The sequence below is a fragment of the Marinomonas sp. A3A genome (assembly GCF_018336955.1).
In the GTDB taxonomy this organism is placed as follows: domain Bacteria; phylum Pseudomonadota; class Gammaproteobacteria; order Pseudomonadales; family Marinomonadaceae; genus Marinomonas; species Marinomonas lutimaris.
In genome coordinates this window covers 2365517-2381114 of sequence record NZ_CP025532.1, presented here as the reverse complement: position 1 = coordinate 2381114, position 15598 = coordinate 2365517, and the positions used below count along the sequence as shown (strand labels likewise).

At 43.5% G+C, this 15598-nt stretch carries 8 protein-coding genes; 2 read left to right on the top strand and 6 right to left on the bottom strand.

Annotated features, from left to right (window positions below):
• Positions 1-47 precede the first annotated feature (47 nt).
• The 4 genes from CYL31_RS11075 to nadC all read right to left on the bottom strand — a co-directional run bounded on the left by CYL31_RS11075 (position 48) and on the right by nadC (position 4764).
• Entirely contained in the window at positions 48-422 is a 375-nt protein-coding gene (locus CYL31_RS11075; protein WP_212915314.1) for a hypothetical protein, read from the bottom strand.
• A 154-nt stretch (positions 423-576) separates the two neighbouring features.
• On the bottom strand, positions 577-2676 hold the full coding sequence (gene pta, locus CYL31_RS11070; RefSeq protein WP_212915313.1) for a phosphate acetyltransferase: 2100 nt from the start codon (positions 2674-2676) through the stop codon (positions 577-579).
• A gap of 46 nt (positions 2677-2722) precedes the next feature.
• Positions 2723-3913 (bottom strand): acetate/propionate family kinase, encoded by a 1191-nt coding sequence (locus tag CYL31_RS11065; RefSeq protein WP_212915312.1) that lies wholly within the window; start codon positions 3911-3913, stop codon positions 2723-2725.
• A 2-nt stretch (positions 3914-3915) separates the two neighbouring features.
• On the bottom strand, positions 3916-4764 hold the full coding sequence (nadC, locus tag CYL31_RS11060) for a carboxylating nicotinate-nucleotide diphosphorylase (protein WP_212915311.1): 849 nt from the start codon (positions 4762-4764) through the stop codon (positions 3916-3918).
• Between the two features lie 970 nt (positions 4765-5734).
• Here nadC and aceE point away from each other — a divergent pair.
• Both aceE and aceF read left to right on the top strand, forming a co-directional pair.
• Complete coding sequence (gene aceE, locus CYL31_RS11055; RefSeq protein WP_212915310.1) at positions 5735-8401, top strand: pyruvate dehydrogenase (acetyl-transferring), homodimeric type; 2667 nt, start codon at positions 5735-5737, stop codon at positions 8399-8401.
• A gap of 96 nt (positions 8402-8497) precedes the next feature.
• Positions 8498-10414 (top strand): dihydrolipoyllysine-residue acetyltransferase, encoded by a 1917-nt coding sequence (gene aceF / locus CYL31_RS11050; RefSeq protein WP_212915309.1) that lies wholly within the window; start codon positions 8498-8500, stop codon positions 10412-10414.
• A 106-nt stretch (positions 10415-10520) separates the two neighbouring features.
• Here the strand turns inward: aceF and CYL31_RS11045 are convergent, their stop codons facing one another.
• Complete coding sequence (locus CYL31_RS11045; protein WP_212915308.1) at positions 10521-12173, bottom strand: SulP family inorganic anion transporter; 1653 nt, start codon at positions 12171-12173, stop codon at positions 10521-10523.
• Between the two features lie 130 nt (positions 12174-12303).
• Positions 12304-15507: a ribonuclease E gene (gene rne, locus CYL31_RS11040; protein WP_212915307.1), complete on the bottom strand. Its 3204-nt coding sequence runs from the start codon at positions 15505-15507 to the stop codon at positions 12304-12306.
• Positions 15508-15598 lie beyond the last annotated feature (91 nt).

Below are 15598 nucleotides of genomic sequence, written 5' to 3'. Positions count from 1 at the left end.
ATAATTGGCATCCTGCCAAAAAACTCAATTCATTGAGTTTTTATAGATTAAATAATTTGATCGAGAAAGTCTCCCGTTGGTGTTTTTTCATGGTAGCTATTGGTTTTGCTCTCCTTAGTTGGTGGGTGAATAGTAGGTTCAAGACTGTCCTCGACGAACTCTTCCTCTTGTTCCTGTAGTATATCTGTATTTTTTTTAGCTTCGATTTCTTCTGACTTTGTTCTATTTCGCTGGGACAGCGCTTGGCCTTGTTCTGAAATAGTAACAACAAGATCACTCGACGCCTTTGCATTTCGAGCATTAAGAGCGGCCATGTTCGTGTCTTCATCAGAGCGTAAGTCAAACGTTGTGTAGCCAGGTGTGGTCGTACTTGTAAAAGTATGATTTGAAAGCGCTATAGAATGAGGGAGGCTACCAGACATGTTGATTACCCACGTAATGTTTATTCATAAATACTAATTGGCAATATGAAATATGTCTACTTTTTAGCCTAATCTAGTTAGAAAATTTTATACTGTGGATAAATCAACTCGTCTTTACTTATTAGAAAGCAAAGACGAGTTTATAAGGGGTGGGTTATTCGCCTTTAAGCTTGCCCGCCTGAATGGCTGTGATGGCAATGGTGTAGACAATATCGTCGACTAATGCACCACGTGACAAGTCATTAACCGGTTTGCGAATACCTTGCAGCATAGGCCCGATGCTGACGACGTCGGCACTGCGTTGAACGGCTTTGTAAGTCGTGTTGCCGGTATTTAAATCAGGGAAAATAAATACAGTCGCTTTACCAGCTACCTTGCTGTTTGGTGCTTTTTGTTTTGCAACCTTTTCCATAATGGCTGCGTCGTATTGCAGAGGGCCGTCTATTAATAAATCAGGACGAAGTTTTTGTGCAATCGCAGTAGCTTCTCGGACTTTGTCGACATCATTACCTGTACCAGAACCGCCAGTACTGTAACTAATCATGGCGACTTTGGGTGTGATGCCAAAAGCAGCAGCAGAATCAGCACTTTGAATGGCAATTTCTGCAAGTTGCTCAGCCGTTGGATCTGGGTTGATAGCGCAATCACCATAGACTAATACTTGATCCGGCAAGCACATAAAGAAAATTGATGAGACAAGATTTGAGTTAGGTGATGTCTTTATTAATTGCAGAGCAGGGCGGATGGTGTTTGCCGTAGTGTGTACAGCACCAGAAACCAAACCATCCACATCGCCAACTTGCAGCATCATGGTGCCTAATACTACGTTGTCTTCAAGTTGCTCACGAGCAACGATATCAGTTAGTCCGCGGCTCTTTCTTAATTCAACCATTGGCGCTACGTAACGTTCACGAATGCTGCTTGGGTCAAGTATTTCAACGCCATGGCTTAGCTCAATACCATTGTTTTGAGCAATTCGAAGGATCTCGGTTTCGTTACCTAGTAATGTGCAGCGAGCAATACCGCGTTCAGCACAGATAGACGCCGCTTGAATGGTGCGAATCTCTTCGCCTTCTGGAAGAATGATGCGTTTGTTCAACGAACGAGCGAGCTCAATCAAACGGAATCGGAAAGCAGGAGGAGAAAGTTTTCTTTCTTCTTGGTTTAGGGCAAATGAGTTGATCCAGTCGTGATCGATACAACGAGCAATATGCTCTTTCACCATCAGGACTCGCTCTTTATCGTCAAGCGGAATTTCTTGGTTGAATGATTGCATGTTAATAACCGTTTCCCAGCTGTTCGATTCAACAGAGAGAACTGGTAATCCTTTCGCCATCGCTTTGCCACAAAGCGCCATCAGTGCTTCACTTGGCTGGTAGCCGCCAGTCACAACTAATGCAGCGATTTTAATATCATTAAGTGCTGCAATGGCTGTTGCCATTATAATGTCAGTCCGATCACCTGGTGTGAAAACCAACACACCGGGGCGCAAAGCTTCAAGCATATTTTCAACACCGCGAGCACAAAGTGTATAAGATTGTACTCGGCGAGATTCGATCTCACCTGCATTGATAATACGAGCGCCAAGAAAGTCCGCCACATCTTTAACGCGAGGATAGGTTAGCTCGTCTGCTTTTGGTATTTGCCCTAGCAGACTAAAGTTACGTTTGAAAATTCCCCTTTGAGCAAAAAGATCGCCGTATGATTTGACGCCTAGAGATCCAGGTGTAGTTTTGTTCAAAATACAGCCAATCACATCGTTGGCTTTAATGCCACCATAAGAACCAGCGGCAATTTCAACATGATGTTCAAGTTCGTTAACTCGCATGTTGTTCGGTGCAGTGACTAAAACCAATCCAGCATCTAGAGTTCTTGCAATGGCTTTATTTAATCGAGTCGCATAGGGATGTCCTGCAATTTGAGCAAGACCTTCCACAATTACTGTTGAGTCAGGTTCTACGCTGGCTTGAAAGCGGCCAACGATTTCTTCCATGAGTTCGTCAATATTGTCGTTATACAAGTAGCGTTCCGCTTCATGAAGTGGAATAGGTTCAGCGGGGGTCAGTGTTGAACCCTGAGCAACCATAGCTGTTGATTTGTCAGGACCTTTATCTCCAGGTTGAGGTTGGGCGATTGGCTTGAAAAAACTGGCTTTTAGGCCTTGTTGCTCGAGCGCGCGGACAAGACCTACAGAGACTGATGTTAAGCCGACGCCTGGGCCTGTAGGAACGGTCATGAGTACATTTATTGACATATCTGATGAATCCTAAATTAGTCCATTATGGTTAGCATGGTTTTGATCATTGCTGAATTAAACTTATAGTATCAAGTGCAATCATTAGCTCTTCGTTAGTTGGTATAATCCATACATGCGTGTTGCTGTTTTCTAAGCTAATATTTAGCGCTTCACCACGAGGGGCGTTTTCATTCAATGCTGAGTCTATACAGATATTTAACGCTTTTAAATGATTGCAAATGACTTGACGTAAATAGCTAGAATTTTCACCGATTCCGCCAGTAAAGACCAAGTGATCAATACTTTCTAAAGTAGTTGCCACACTTGCTAAGTGTTTGGCCGTACGCGCTGCAAACATGTCTAAAGCCAGTTTCGCTCTTTGGTCTCCAGATTCCATAGCTTCTTCTAGTGTACGGCAGTCGTTTGAAATTTCTGACACACCAAGCAGGCCGCTTTTTTTATTGAGAATATCAAGAGCGGCGTCAGCCGATATGTTTTCAGCTTGGCTAATAAAAGAAAGTAAACTTGGGTCCAAACTTCCAGATCGAGTGCCCATCATTAGGCCTTCTAATGGCGTGATCCCCATACTGGTATCAGAGGATTGGCCTTTGTTAATTGCACAAGTGCTGGCGCCATTACCTAGGTGGGCGACGAGTACACCTTGAAGATCACTCCCTTGCGCAATTTCTGCTAAGCGCTGGCTGATATAACGATAGCTTGTTCCATGAAAACCGTACTTGCGGAAATGATGTTCACGATAGAAATGCATTGGAATGGGGTACAGATATTGTTCTGGAGCCAAAGTTTGATGGAACGCTGTATCAAAAACTGCGACTTGAGGTAAGCCCGGAAAAAGCTCAAAGGCAACTTCCATTCCTTTTGCATGTGCAGGGTTATGTAACGGAGCAAATTGTGCGCACTCTTTAATACCTTTAATAACGTCTTGATTGATTAAAACAGACTTACTAAAAGTTTCTCCGCCATGTACAACTCTGTGTCCGATGCCAGCTAATGACTTTTCTATAATTGTATGGTTTTTAAGCCAGATTTTTATTTGCGCAACAGCATTTTTGTGGCTGCTATCCTCAAGTTGAATGACATTTTTTTGCCCTTCAAACTTGAAGGTTATGCTGCTTTCATCTGAACCTAATCGGTCAGCGATACCTTCAACTAAAGTATCTTGTCCGGCATTGGCAAGAATGGCAAACTTCAAAGAAGAGCTTCCACAGTTGATGACTAAAATACTATCTTTCATAGTTATTCCTGAGATACGCGCAAAGACAGATCTATTGCTTGGATGTGTTTTGTTAATGCGCCAATGGAAACAAAGTCAACGCCTGTAGCAGCGACTTTTAATAGACGATCTTTGTCCATGTTTCCCGATGCTTCAAATTTCACTTGGCCTTTGAAGTCGGCAACCGCTTTGCTCATATCTTCATAGGAGAAATTGTCCAGCATAATGATGTCTGCACCAGCTGCAACAGCCATGGCAACTTCATCAAGATTTTCAGTTTCTACCTCAATGGTTTTACCTGGTGCAATTTTCTGTGCCATGCTGACGGCATTGGCAATGGAGCCTGCAGCCATAATGTGATTTTCTTTTATTAGAAACGCGTCATATAAACCCATTCGGTGATTCCTTCCACCGCCAACTGTGACTGCATATTTTTGTGCTTGGCGCATTCCGGGTAGTGTTTTTCGAGTATCTAGGATGGTTAGTTGAGTATTGGATACAATTTCGCTGTATTGACGAGTCACTGTGGCTGTATAAGACAGTGTTTGTAGAAAATTTAAAGCAGTGCGTTCACCCGTTAGGATGGTTCTTGCGTGACCTTTAATCGTCAAAAATGCTTTATTGGGTTCTAATAAGTCACCATCATTATTGTGCCAAGTGAGAGAGACTCGATCACCTAGTTGAGAGAATACTTCGTTTACCCACGCTTGGCCGCATAAAACAGCAAGCTCTCGGCTGATTACAGTGGCGGAGATTTCTTGATCATCAGGGATTAGCTGAGCTGTTATATCTCCTAAGCCCATATCTTCTTCTAATGCAAAAGTAACTTGCGATTGAATGTGCTCGGTTAATAGAGCGTTCAAAAGGGTCATGTACTATCCTAATTATGCCAAGTAAATAAATAAGCATTGTAGCTTTATATTGTTAATGCGTCAGTGTTGATTTTTTATATTCATTGATTTGCATGGTCTTTCTGTACAGAAAAAGGCATGGATCTACAACTTTTTTGCATAGGATGATTTTTTAAATGAAATTTTCGTGTTTGTTAAGTCGCCAAATTTCTGTCTATACAAGAGTGTCGATCGGAGGTAAATGGGTCTTGTTGGCCTAATAATGTGATACAGAAAATCATTTTTTGAATGGTACTTTGGCGCGAGTGCTGTGTATTCTTTGCCTGCTGAAGCTAGATGGAGAATTCATGTGGTTTATATATCTTATATCTCTGGTGAATTTTGGTGTGGTCGTTACAAGCTTTAAACCTTTTATTATGGGCTTTTAGCCTTTTTCTAGATAAATTCTAGAGGATTTAAAAGCTTCAAAAGTGCGTTGAGGACTTCAATCTTTATGTGGGTGGCTAGGCGATCTCTTGATTAGGTGTTAATCTAACGCCCGAATTAGGTGCTTCTGATATGTAAAAAAGCCTTATTTAGTGTAAGGTTTTAGTAAAATATCTAGAGTGCAAAAATCTTAGAAACGCTTTATCTATGCACTTTCTAAGTAAAAGACTTTGATTTTTTACATGTATTTAGTAAGGCTACTTGCATGTGGAAATTTAATGTTGGGTTTGATGAACCAAACCCAAATTGGAAGCGAACTGACTAGATTTATAGTGGTCGATGCAATGGAAATAAAATTAAAACAATAATAATTGCCATTGGAACGGATAAAAACGACGCGTTTTAAAACGTAACAAACAGTGCGTCGTTTTATCCTAGGTCGGCTGGAACTTAGTGGCTATTCATATAAGTTCCGACGGTTCGTTTAAGTAGCCTCCAAGGCTTAAACACACATAATGTCCTTGGTAGGTTAGTATCTGTTCTAATAGCGGGAGTTATTAACACGATGACTGAGCAGCATATTCTCGAAGACATCGATCCAATTGAAACAAAAGAGTGGGTCGATGCGCTTGAGTCTGTCCTTCGCGAAGAAGGTCCTGATCGCGCGCAATACATTTTAAATCGTTTGACGAATGAAGCTTCAAAAGCTGGTTCGTCTTTACCGTCGTCTATCACGACTGCATACCGAAACACAATCGCTCCTGAAAATGAGAAGCCATTGCCGGGTGATGTATTTATGGAGCGTCGTATACGTTCTATAATTCGTTGGAATGCATTGGCTATGGTAATGAAGGCAAACCGTGTTGATTCAACACTTGGCGGCCACATTACAAGTTTCTCTTCTGCAGCAACGCTTTATGATATCGGCTTTAACCACTTTTTCCGTGGTAATGACGGTAAACAACAAGCGGATATGGTCTTTTTCCAAGGTCATATTTCTCCTGGTATTTACGCGCGTTCATATATTGAAGGACGCCTGACAGACGAGCAGCTTGATAACTTCCGTCGCGAAGTGGATGGCAAAGGTATCTCTTCTTACCCGCATCCTTGGTTGATGCCGGATTACTGGCAGTTCCCAACAGTGTCTATGGGATTAGGGCCTTTACAGGCGATTTACCAAGCACATGTTATGAAGTACCAGCATAGTCGTGGCCTTATCGACCAAGGCGACCGTAAAGTATGGGCGTTCCTAGGTGATGGAGAGTGTGATGAGCCAGAATCTTTAGGTGCAATCGCTCTTGCTGGGCGTGAAAATCTAGACAACCTTATTTTCGTGATCAACTGTAACCTACAGCGTCTTGATGGCCCTGTACGCGGTAACAGCAAAATTGTTCAGGAACTTGAAGGTGTATTCCGTGGCGCTGGCTGGAATGTCATTAAGTGTCTATGGGGTCGTCATTGGGATCCTCTTTTCGCGAAAGATCACAACGGTTTGCTTGTTAAGCGTATGAACGAAGTTTGCGATGGTGAACTTCAGAACTACAAAGCAAATGGTGGTGCTTATACTCGTGAACATTTCTTCGGCAAATATCCAGAATTGCTAGAAATGGTTAAAGACATGACTGACGATGAGATTATGAATCTTAATCGTGGCGGCCATGATCCTTACAAAGTTTACGCAGCGTATTCTGAAGCAACTTCTCATAAAGGTCAGCCGACCGTTATCTTGGCGCAAACCGTTAAAGGTTACGGCATGTTTAAAGCGGCTGAAGCGCAAAACACAGCGCACCAAACGAAGAAGTTGGATGAAGAATCCCTTGCTCAGTTCCGCGATAAATTCGGTATCCCTATTAGCGATGAAGAGCTAAAAGACTTGCCGTATTACAAGCCGGCTGAAGACAGTCCTGAAATGCAATATATGCGCTCTCGTCGTAAAGAGTTGCATGGTGCTTTCCCTATTCGTAACCATGATTGTGAAGCGCTTGAAGTTCCTTCTTTGGAAGCGTTTAAGTCTCAGATCGCGGGAACAAATGGGCGTGAAATTTCTACTACTATGGCGTTTGTGCGTGCACTAAACGTTATGGTTAAAGATAAAGAAATTGGCAAACGTGTTGTACCGATTGTTGCTGATGAAGCTCGTACTTTTGGTATGGAAGGCATGTTCCGTCAGCTAGGTATTTACTCATCTGAAGGTCAGCGTTATACGCCTCATGACCATACTCAGATTATGTATTACAAAGAATCTGCTGACGGTCAAATTCTGCAAGAAGGTATCAATGAGCCAGGTGCATTCTCTGCATGGTTGGCATTGGCTACATCTTATGCAAACAGCGCTCTTCCAATGATTCCTGTTTATATCTACTACTCAATGTTTGGTTTCCAGCGTATTGGTGACTTGGCTTGGGCGGCAGGTGATTCGCAGGCACGCGGTTTCTTGATTGGTGCTACAGCAGGTCGTACTACGCTAAATGGTGAAGGTTTGCAGCATGAAGATGGTCATTCCCATATTCAAGCTGGCCTAATTCCAAACTGTGTGTCTTACGATCCAACATATTCATACGAAGTTGCTGTTATTATGCAAGATGGCTTGCGTCGTATGTATAAAGAAAAAGAAAGTGTTTTCTATTACCTAACAGTAATGAATGAAAACTACACGCACGAAGATATGCCTGAAGGTGTTGAAGAAGGCATTATTAAGGGTATGTATAAGCTTAAATCTCATGCTAAGAAAGCGAATAAGAAACAAGTTCAATTGCTTGGTTCTGGCGTTATTCTTCGTGAAGTTGAAGCCGCTGCAGAGATTCTATTTAATGATTTCGGTGTTAACTCTGATATATGGAGTGTAACGTCTTTCAATGAATTGCGTCGTGAAGGTCTTGATGTAAGTCGTTGGAATATGCTTCACCCTGAGTCAGAAGCTCGCATATCTTATGTTGAATCTTGCTTGAATGGAAACGGTCCTGTTATTGCATCTACTGATCATATTAAATTGTTCGCAGATCAAATTCGTCCATTCGTAAAAGGTACATACAACGTGCTTGGTACAGATGGTTTTGGCCGCAGTGATACTCGTGCTCAATTGCGTCACTTCTTTGAAGTTAACCGCTATTGGGTAGTGGTTTCTGCCTTGAATGCACTGGCAAAAGACGGTGTGATTGATGCATCTGTAGTTAGTGGGGCGATTGCTAAGTTTGGTTTAGATCCTGAGAAGCCAAACCCTGTAACTTGCTAATTACCTAACAAGCTAGGTATCTGGCTTAGTGTATATTTATACCTAAGTCAGATAAGTTTTTAAGTTTGATGCGTCTATAAGACAAAGGAGATTTCTGTGAGTACTGAAATCATTCGAGTACCAGATATTGGTGGTGCGACTGATGTCGAAATTATCGAGATCAGTATTGCGGTTGGTGACACTATTGAAGTGGACCAATCTATTATTGTTTTAGAAACAGATAAGGCTTCCATGGATGTTCCATCTTCCATGGCTGGTAAAGTAAAAAGCATTTCTGTGAAAGAAGGCGATAAAGTTTCTGAAGGTGATGAGCTTCTTGTTATTGAGGTTGAAGGTGCAGAAAAATCTGCTCCTGAAACGCCAGTAGAAGCTTCTGCGCCAGCAAAACCTGCCGAGAAGACTGCTCCAGCTTCATCCTCTTCTAGTGAAGAAAAAGTTTCTGTGCCTGACATTGGTGGTGCGACTGACGTAGAAGTTATTGAAGTCTGTGTTGCTGAAGGTGACATGGTTGAAGAGGGTGACTCTTTGATCGTTTTGGAAACTGATAAAGCATCTATGGATATACCTTCGCCGTTTACAGGCAAGATCGGTAAAATTTCGATCAAAGTAGGTGATACGGTTTCTGAGGGTGCTGACATACTTGTGCTAACAACCGAATCATCTGCACCTGCTGCTTCAGAAGAAAAAGCTGAAACACCAAAATCGTCAGCGCCTGCGGCTGCTGCGCCAGTATCTGGTGTTGAGGCTGTTAAGGTTCCTGATATTGGTGGGGCGGAAGGTGTAGAGGTGATCGAAGTTGCTGTAGCGGCTGGTGATCAGGTTAAAGAGGGCGATTCTATTATCGTTCTTGAGACTGATAAAGCTTCCATGGAAATCCCTGCGCCGAAATCAGGAACAGTGAAATCTGTTTCTATTAAGGTTGGTGACAAGGTTTCTGAAGGACATCTTGTCCTTGAGCTTGAAGTAGAGGGTGGTTCTGAAGCTGCGGCGCCTGCGGCAGTTGCTGAAAAATCGGCCCCTGCGCCTGCTGAAGCGCCTAAAACTAATACTGCAAAAGCGGCTCCTGCAGCTGATCAATCTGCTGTCTTGTCTGAACCTTCGAAGAAAGTTCACGCTGGCCCAGCAGTGCGTATGCTTGCTCGCGAGTTAGGTGTTGATCTGTCCCTTGTTCGTCCTACAGGCCCTCGTGGTCGTATTACGAAAGAAGATTTACATGCCTACGTGAAAGCGGCTGTACAAAAAGCTTCATCAGCTCCAGCGGGTGTTGCAACAGGTTCTGGTCTACCGACTGTGCCTGATCAAGACTTTAGCAAGTTCGGCGATGTCGAAGTTGTTAAGATGAGTAAGATTCAGCGTCTGACGGCTCAGAACATGGTTCGCAACGCGCTTGTTGTGCCTCAAGTTACTCAGTTCGACAAGGCAGATATCTCTGATCTTGAAGAGTTCCGTAAAGGCTTGAAAGGCGAAATGGAGAAACAAGGTGTTAAATTGACGCCACTTCCATTCCTGATTAAAGCGGTTGCACAAGCTATGGTTGCAAATCCTAGCTTCAATGTGTCGCTAATGGCCGATGGTGAAAGCTACGTTCAGAAGCATTATGTACACATTGGTATTGCTGTTGACTCTCCTGCTGGCTTGGTTGTTCCTGTTTTGCGTGATGCTGATAAAAAGTCAGTTATTCAAATCGCAAAAGAAGCGAGCGAGTTGATTAAGAAGGCGCTTGATAAGCAGCTTAAACCTGCTGATATGCAAGGTGGTTGTTTTACTATTTCTAGTTTGGGTGCAATTGGCGGTACAGGATTTACTCCTATCGTTAACTGTCCTGAAGTGGGTATCCTTGGTGTTTCTAAAGCAGACATTGAGCCACGTTGGAATGGTAAAGAGTTTGAGCCTCGTACAATGTTGCCATTGTGTCTGTCTTATGATCACAGAGCTGTCAATGGTGGTGATGCTGGTCGTTTCATGACCTTCTTGAACTCATTGCTAAGTGATGTTCGTCGCTTATCTCTTTAATGAGTAGCTTTGTTAAATAGCTAAGTAAATAAAAAAGCCGCTTATATAAGCGGCTTTTTTTGGTCTATTGCTTTTGGTTTAATGTAAATCTAGTTGAGCGACTACGTTATGTGTTTGTTAGGCTGGCAACGGCCTGAATTAAGGCGGATTTGCGAGAGTCGCAGAATGCATTGTGCGGTAATCGGCTTAATACGCCCAGCTTTTCAAGTCGCTCAGTGGTTTGTCCGTTGGGGCTAAATATATAAACGGCACAGCCTGCTTCTATTGCGTCTTTGATGGCGTTTTCTAGTGCAAGACCTATGGTTAGATCCATCATGGGAACGGCGCTCAGATCTAGTACTACGGCTTTATAGTTATGGATCCGGTTGTGGTGTTTTGCAATGGCTTTACTTGCGCCAAAAATCATTGGGCCGGATAGATAGAAAAGTAATACTTTTCCGTCTGCTTGATCTAACAGTTCTTTCTCTGCTTCTGATAACAGGATGTCATCATCAGCATCACTGATTGCTTTCACGTTTCCAGATTGTAGTCGACTTAGTTTTTCTATTGTCATGATGTTGGCAATAAAAACACCGATTCCTACCGCAACCATAAGATCAACAAATACAGTTAACGCCATAACTCCATACATAATGATAGTTGGCGATAGGGCGATTTTGTGAGCGCGTTTCAAAAAACTCCAGTCGAGAATGTTGATCCCTACATACAGAGCGATACCAGCAAGCACAGCCATTGGAATTGGGCTGATTAGTTCGGATGCTCCAAGTACAACCAATAGTAGAATTAAGGCTCTGGTAATGCCTGCAAGTGGTGATTTGCCACCAGACTGTATATTAACCACAGTTCCCATAGTTGCACCGGCGCCAGGAAGGCCGCCGAGTAGCCCAGAGAAGAAATTGGCTGTGCCTTGGCCGATAAGCTCTCGATTCGAATCATGCTCTTTACGCGTAAGGCTGTCCGCAATAACCGCTGTAAGTAAGGTGTCAATGCAACCTAAAGTACCAAGTACTAATCCATTTATAATCATTTCTATAAATACAGACTGCTCAAAGGTGGGCCAGTGAATTGATGGTAGGCCAGATGGAATAACACCTATGCGGCGCACATCCGAGTCGTTAAATAATAGAATGGAAATAAGCGTAATTGTTACCAATGCAACCAGTTGAGGGGGAACGTATCGGCGCCAGTGTTTTGGAAGATAAAAAAGCACCGCCAGTGTTAGTAGTCCTAGAAATAATTCTGAGAATTTCAAGTTAACAATAAGATTGGGGAGGGCATTTAATGTGCCCATCACTCCACCAGGTGGAGATGAGTGCCCTAGAAAAGGGGCGATTTGCAAGATAATCAATATAATACCAATGCCAGACATAAAGCCTGATATAACGCTGTACGGCATTAGTGTGATGTATTTGCCTAGTTTGAGATAACCTAGTGTAATTTGAAATAGGCCTGCGATCATCACCACGGTAAAGGCCATAGCCACACCGCCTTCTGGGCTGCTGGCCATCATGCTGGTTAGTACCGCTGTCATGATGACTGTCATTGGTCCAGTTGGTTCTGAGATTAGGCTGGTTGATCCGCCAAATATCGCAGCAAATAGGCCTACGAGTATGGCCCCCCAAAGCCCTGCTTCTGCTCCAGCTCCTGAAGCAACACCGAAGGCTAGAGCCAAAGGGAGCGAGACAATAGCGGTGGTTGCCCCGCCAAATAAATCGCCGGCAAGAGTCCAATCTTTAAAGCGAGAGAAATCAATGATCATTGTTTTGTACCTATCCGTTATTTATATTCAGATCAATCCGTTGAAATAATCCATAGTGCTCTGTTTGCAAAAGAGCCCGCATAGTGCGGGCTCTTTGTATTTCTTAGAAAGAAGCGGCAGTGCTTAGCACTTACTCTGCATTGGCTTCTGAGCTTTGCTCGGCGCCTTTTTCTTCTTCTCGTGCAATCCTAGGGTCGTTTTTCACACGGCCTGCTGATGCACGTCGACGTGACGTCGCAGCGTTACGCTTTTCTTCTTGCTCTAAGCGAAGCTTCTCTTGCTGAGCCAAAATAGCAGCTGGTAATTCTACTGGAGCTTTGGCTTCGGCGTTTGCTGGTTTAGTAGCAGCTTTGCCGCGTCCACGACGAGGAGTTCGAGTTGAGCGACCAGTGTTATTGCTTGATTCCTCAACTTTCGTTTCTTCGATTGCTGTTTCTGTAGTTGTTGCTTCTGAAGTGGTAGCTGGCTCAGTAGCCTTAGTAACCTCTTGCTCTACAGATTTTGTGTCTTCAGAGTTAGCTTCTACGGACCCTGTTTCTACAGTGGCTGTATTAATTTCTTGTGCTTCGGTATTTGTCTCGACTGCTGAATTTACCGCTTCCGAAGATGTTGCTGTTTGATTATCTTCTGAAAGGTTTGCTGTTTCTGGCTCAGCTTCAGTTTTTTCAGTTGCAACTTCTGATGTCTCTTGCTCGATTTTACGCATTTGAGCTTTTACTGACATCTTAGGTTTTGCAGGCTTAACTTCAGGAGTTTCGACTTTAACGGTTTCTTCTGTTGTTTCTTGAGTATCTGCTGGAGATACTTCAACAGCTTCAACAGCTTCAACAGCTTCAACAGCTTCAACAGCTTCAACAGCTTCAACAGCTTCAACAGCTTCAACAGCTGTAGTTTCTTCTTTTGTAGAAGGTTCTGACGGTGTGTCTTCTGATTTTGCTTGGGCTTCTGTTTCTGCATGCTTAACTTCTGGAGCGGTTGATTTTGCTTCTTCCGTTTGAGCTGCTGCAACGTCAGTAGATTGTGTTTCATCGGTTGTAGATTCAACATTTTCTTGCTGTGCGTTGTTTTCTTCTTTTTGTGGGCGACGTGAACGACGTGAGCGACGTGAACGACGTTGAGGTTCATCACCGTTTTCGTTACTTTCCACTTCAGCATTTTGAGCGGCTTCCACTAGAGCGGCATCTTCTTGCTCTTGTAGTTTAGTTGCTTCTAATGCTTCGTCTTTTAGTTTGCCATTACGACGACGATTGTCATTGCGATCGCGTTTACGCTCTTTAACTTCAGGAACTTCTTTTTGAGGTTGGCGCGGAGCAGCTTTTACAGCAGCTTCTTGCTTTTCAACTCTTGGTTCTTGAGTTTCTTGTTTGTTGCCGCGATTGTTACGACGGTTGTTGTTAGTGCCTTTCGTGCCAGCCTCGGCTTGTTCTCGGCGAGATTGACGAGTAGAGCGATTTTTTTCAGCTGTATTGTTATCGTCGCGGTCCGCATTTTGATGCTTAACGTTACGTTTGTTTCTGTTTACACGAGTCCCTTTAGGCTTGCTTGAGGTATCACGATCATTTTGTGAAGGCGCTACAGGAGGTGTTTTGCTTACGGGTTTTTGTTTTGGTGTACTTTTAGTTTCGCCAAACAATGCAGTCATTATGCGTTTAAGCAAGCTAGGTTTATTCTGCGTGTTTTTCGCTGCTTTTGGTGTTGTTGCTGCTACTGGTGTAGTGTGCTCAGGAGCTGGTGCTTTTGGTGCAATGCTAGTCACGGCTGCTTGTGGGCGAACGTTTTCATTCGCTTTGCGAGGCTCGTATGGCGGCTGCTCTGGCGTCTCTACCAATGTGTAGCTGTTTTCGTTTTGCATAACAACAGTGCTGTCGTCACGAATACGTTCCACTTCAAAGTGCGGTGTTTCCATATGTGGATTTGGCACAAGAATAATATGAACGTTGTTACGTTTTTCAATTTTAGCAATGTTGGTACGTTTCTCGTTTAACAAGAAAGTCGCAACAGATACTGGTAAAACAGCACGAATTTGAGCTGTGCGTTCTTTAGAGCATTCTTCTTCGATTAGACGAAGTACAGAAAGTGCTAGAGATTCCACGTCACGGATAAATCCTTGGCCATTACAGCGAGGGCAAACAATGCCGCTGGTTTCGCCAAGAGAAGGGCGCAAGCGCTGGCGTGACATTTCTAATAAACCGAAGCGAGAAATGCGGCCAAGTTGAACGCGAGCACGATCCGCTTCTAGAGCGTTCTTCATTCGTGTTTCAACTTCTTTCTGATTGCGTACTGGTGTCATATCGATGAAGTCGATAACAACTAAGCCACCAATATCACGAAGGCGTAATTGACGAGCAATTTCGTCTGCGGCTTCTAAGTTGGTTTGCAGTGCTGTTTCTTCGATGTCTCCGCCTTTCGTGGCTCGGGCCGAGTTGATATCGATAGAAACTAGGGCTTCTGTAGGATCGATAACAATAGATCCGCCTGAAGGTAGGCGAACTTCACGCTGGAAAGCCGTTTCGATCTGAGTTTCGATTTGGAAGCGGTTAAACAGTGGAGTTGAATCAGTATACATCTTAATGCGTGACTTGAAGTGCGGCATTACTTGCATAACAAAGTTAATAGCGTCTTGGTAAGCACTTTTCTCATCAATTAGTACTTCGCCAATGTCTTCACGCAAATAATCGCGAATGGCGCGGATAACGATGTTACTTTCTTGATAGATTAAGAAAGGGGCAGGTTTTTCAGATGCTGCTTTAGTGATGGATGACCATAAAGTATCAAGGTAATCCAAATCCCACTGCAACTCTTCAGTTGAACGACCAACGCCAGCGGTACGAACAATAAGGCCACCGTTTTCTGGTGTGTTCAGGCCTGACATGGCTTCTTTAAGGTGCGATCTGTCATCACCGTCGATGCGACGAGAAATACCACCAGCGCGAGGATTGTTTGGCATCAAAACCAAATAACGACCCGCTAAACTAACGAAGGTGGTCAAGGCAGCGCCTTTATTACCACGTTCTTCTTTGTCCACTTGAACAATCACTTCTTGACCTTCGCTTAACACATCTTTGATGTTAATTCGGCCTTCGTGGTTCGATTTTTTGGAAAAATAGGTTTTGGAGATTTCTTTTAGAGGTAGGAAGCCGTGGCGATCTGCTCCGAAATCAACAAAAGCTGCTTCCAGACTCGGCTCAATGCGAGTGATGCGACCTTTATATATATTTGACTTCTTCTGTTCGCGAGAACCGGATTCGATATCTAGATCATATAGACGTTGTCCGTCTACTAGGGCGACGCGCAACTCTTCTTGTTGAGTTGCATTAATAAGCATTCTAATCATTATATGTGTGAACTCTGTGGGCTGATACGAAAGAGTCACAACAGTGATAGGGTAACCATTAATAAATCTGACTCAGAATTAGAGCAAGTCA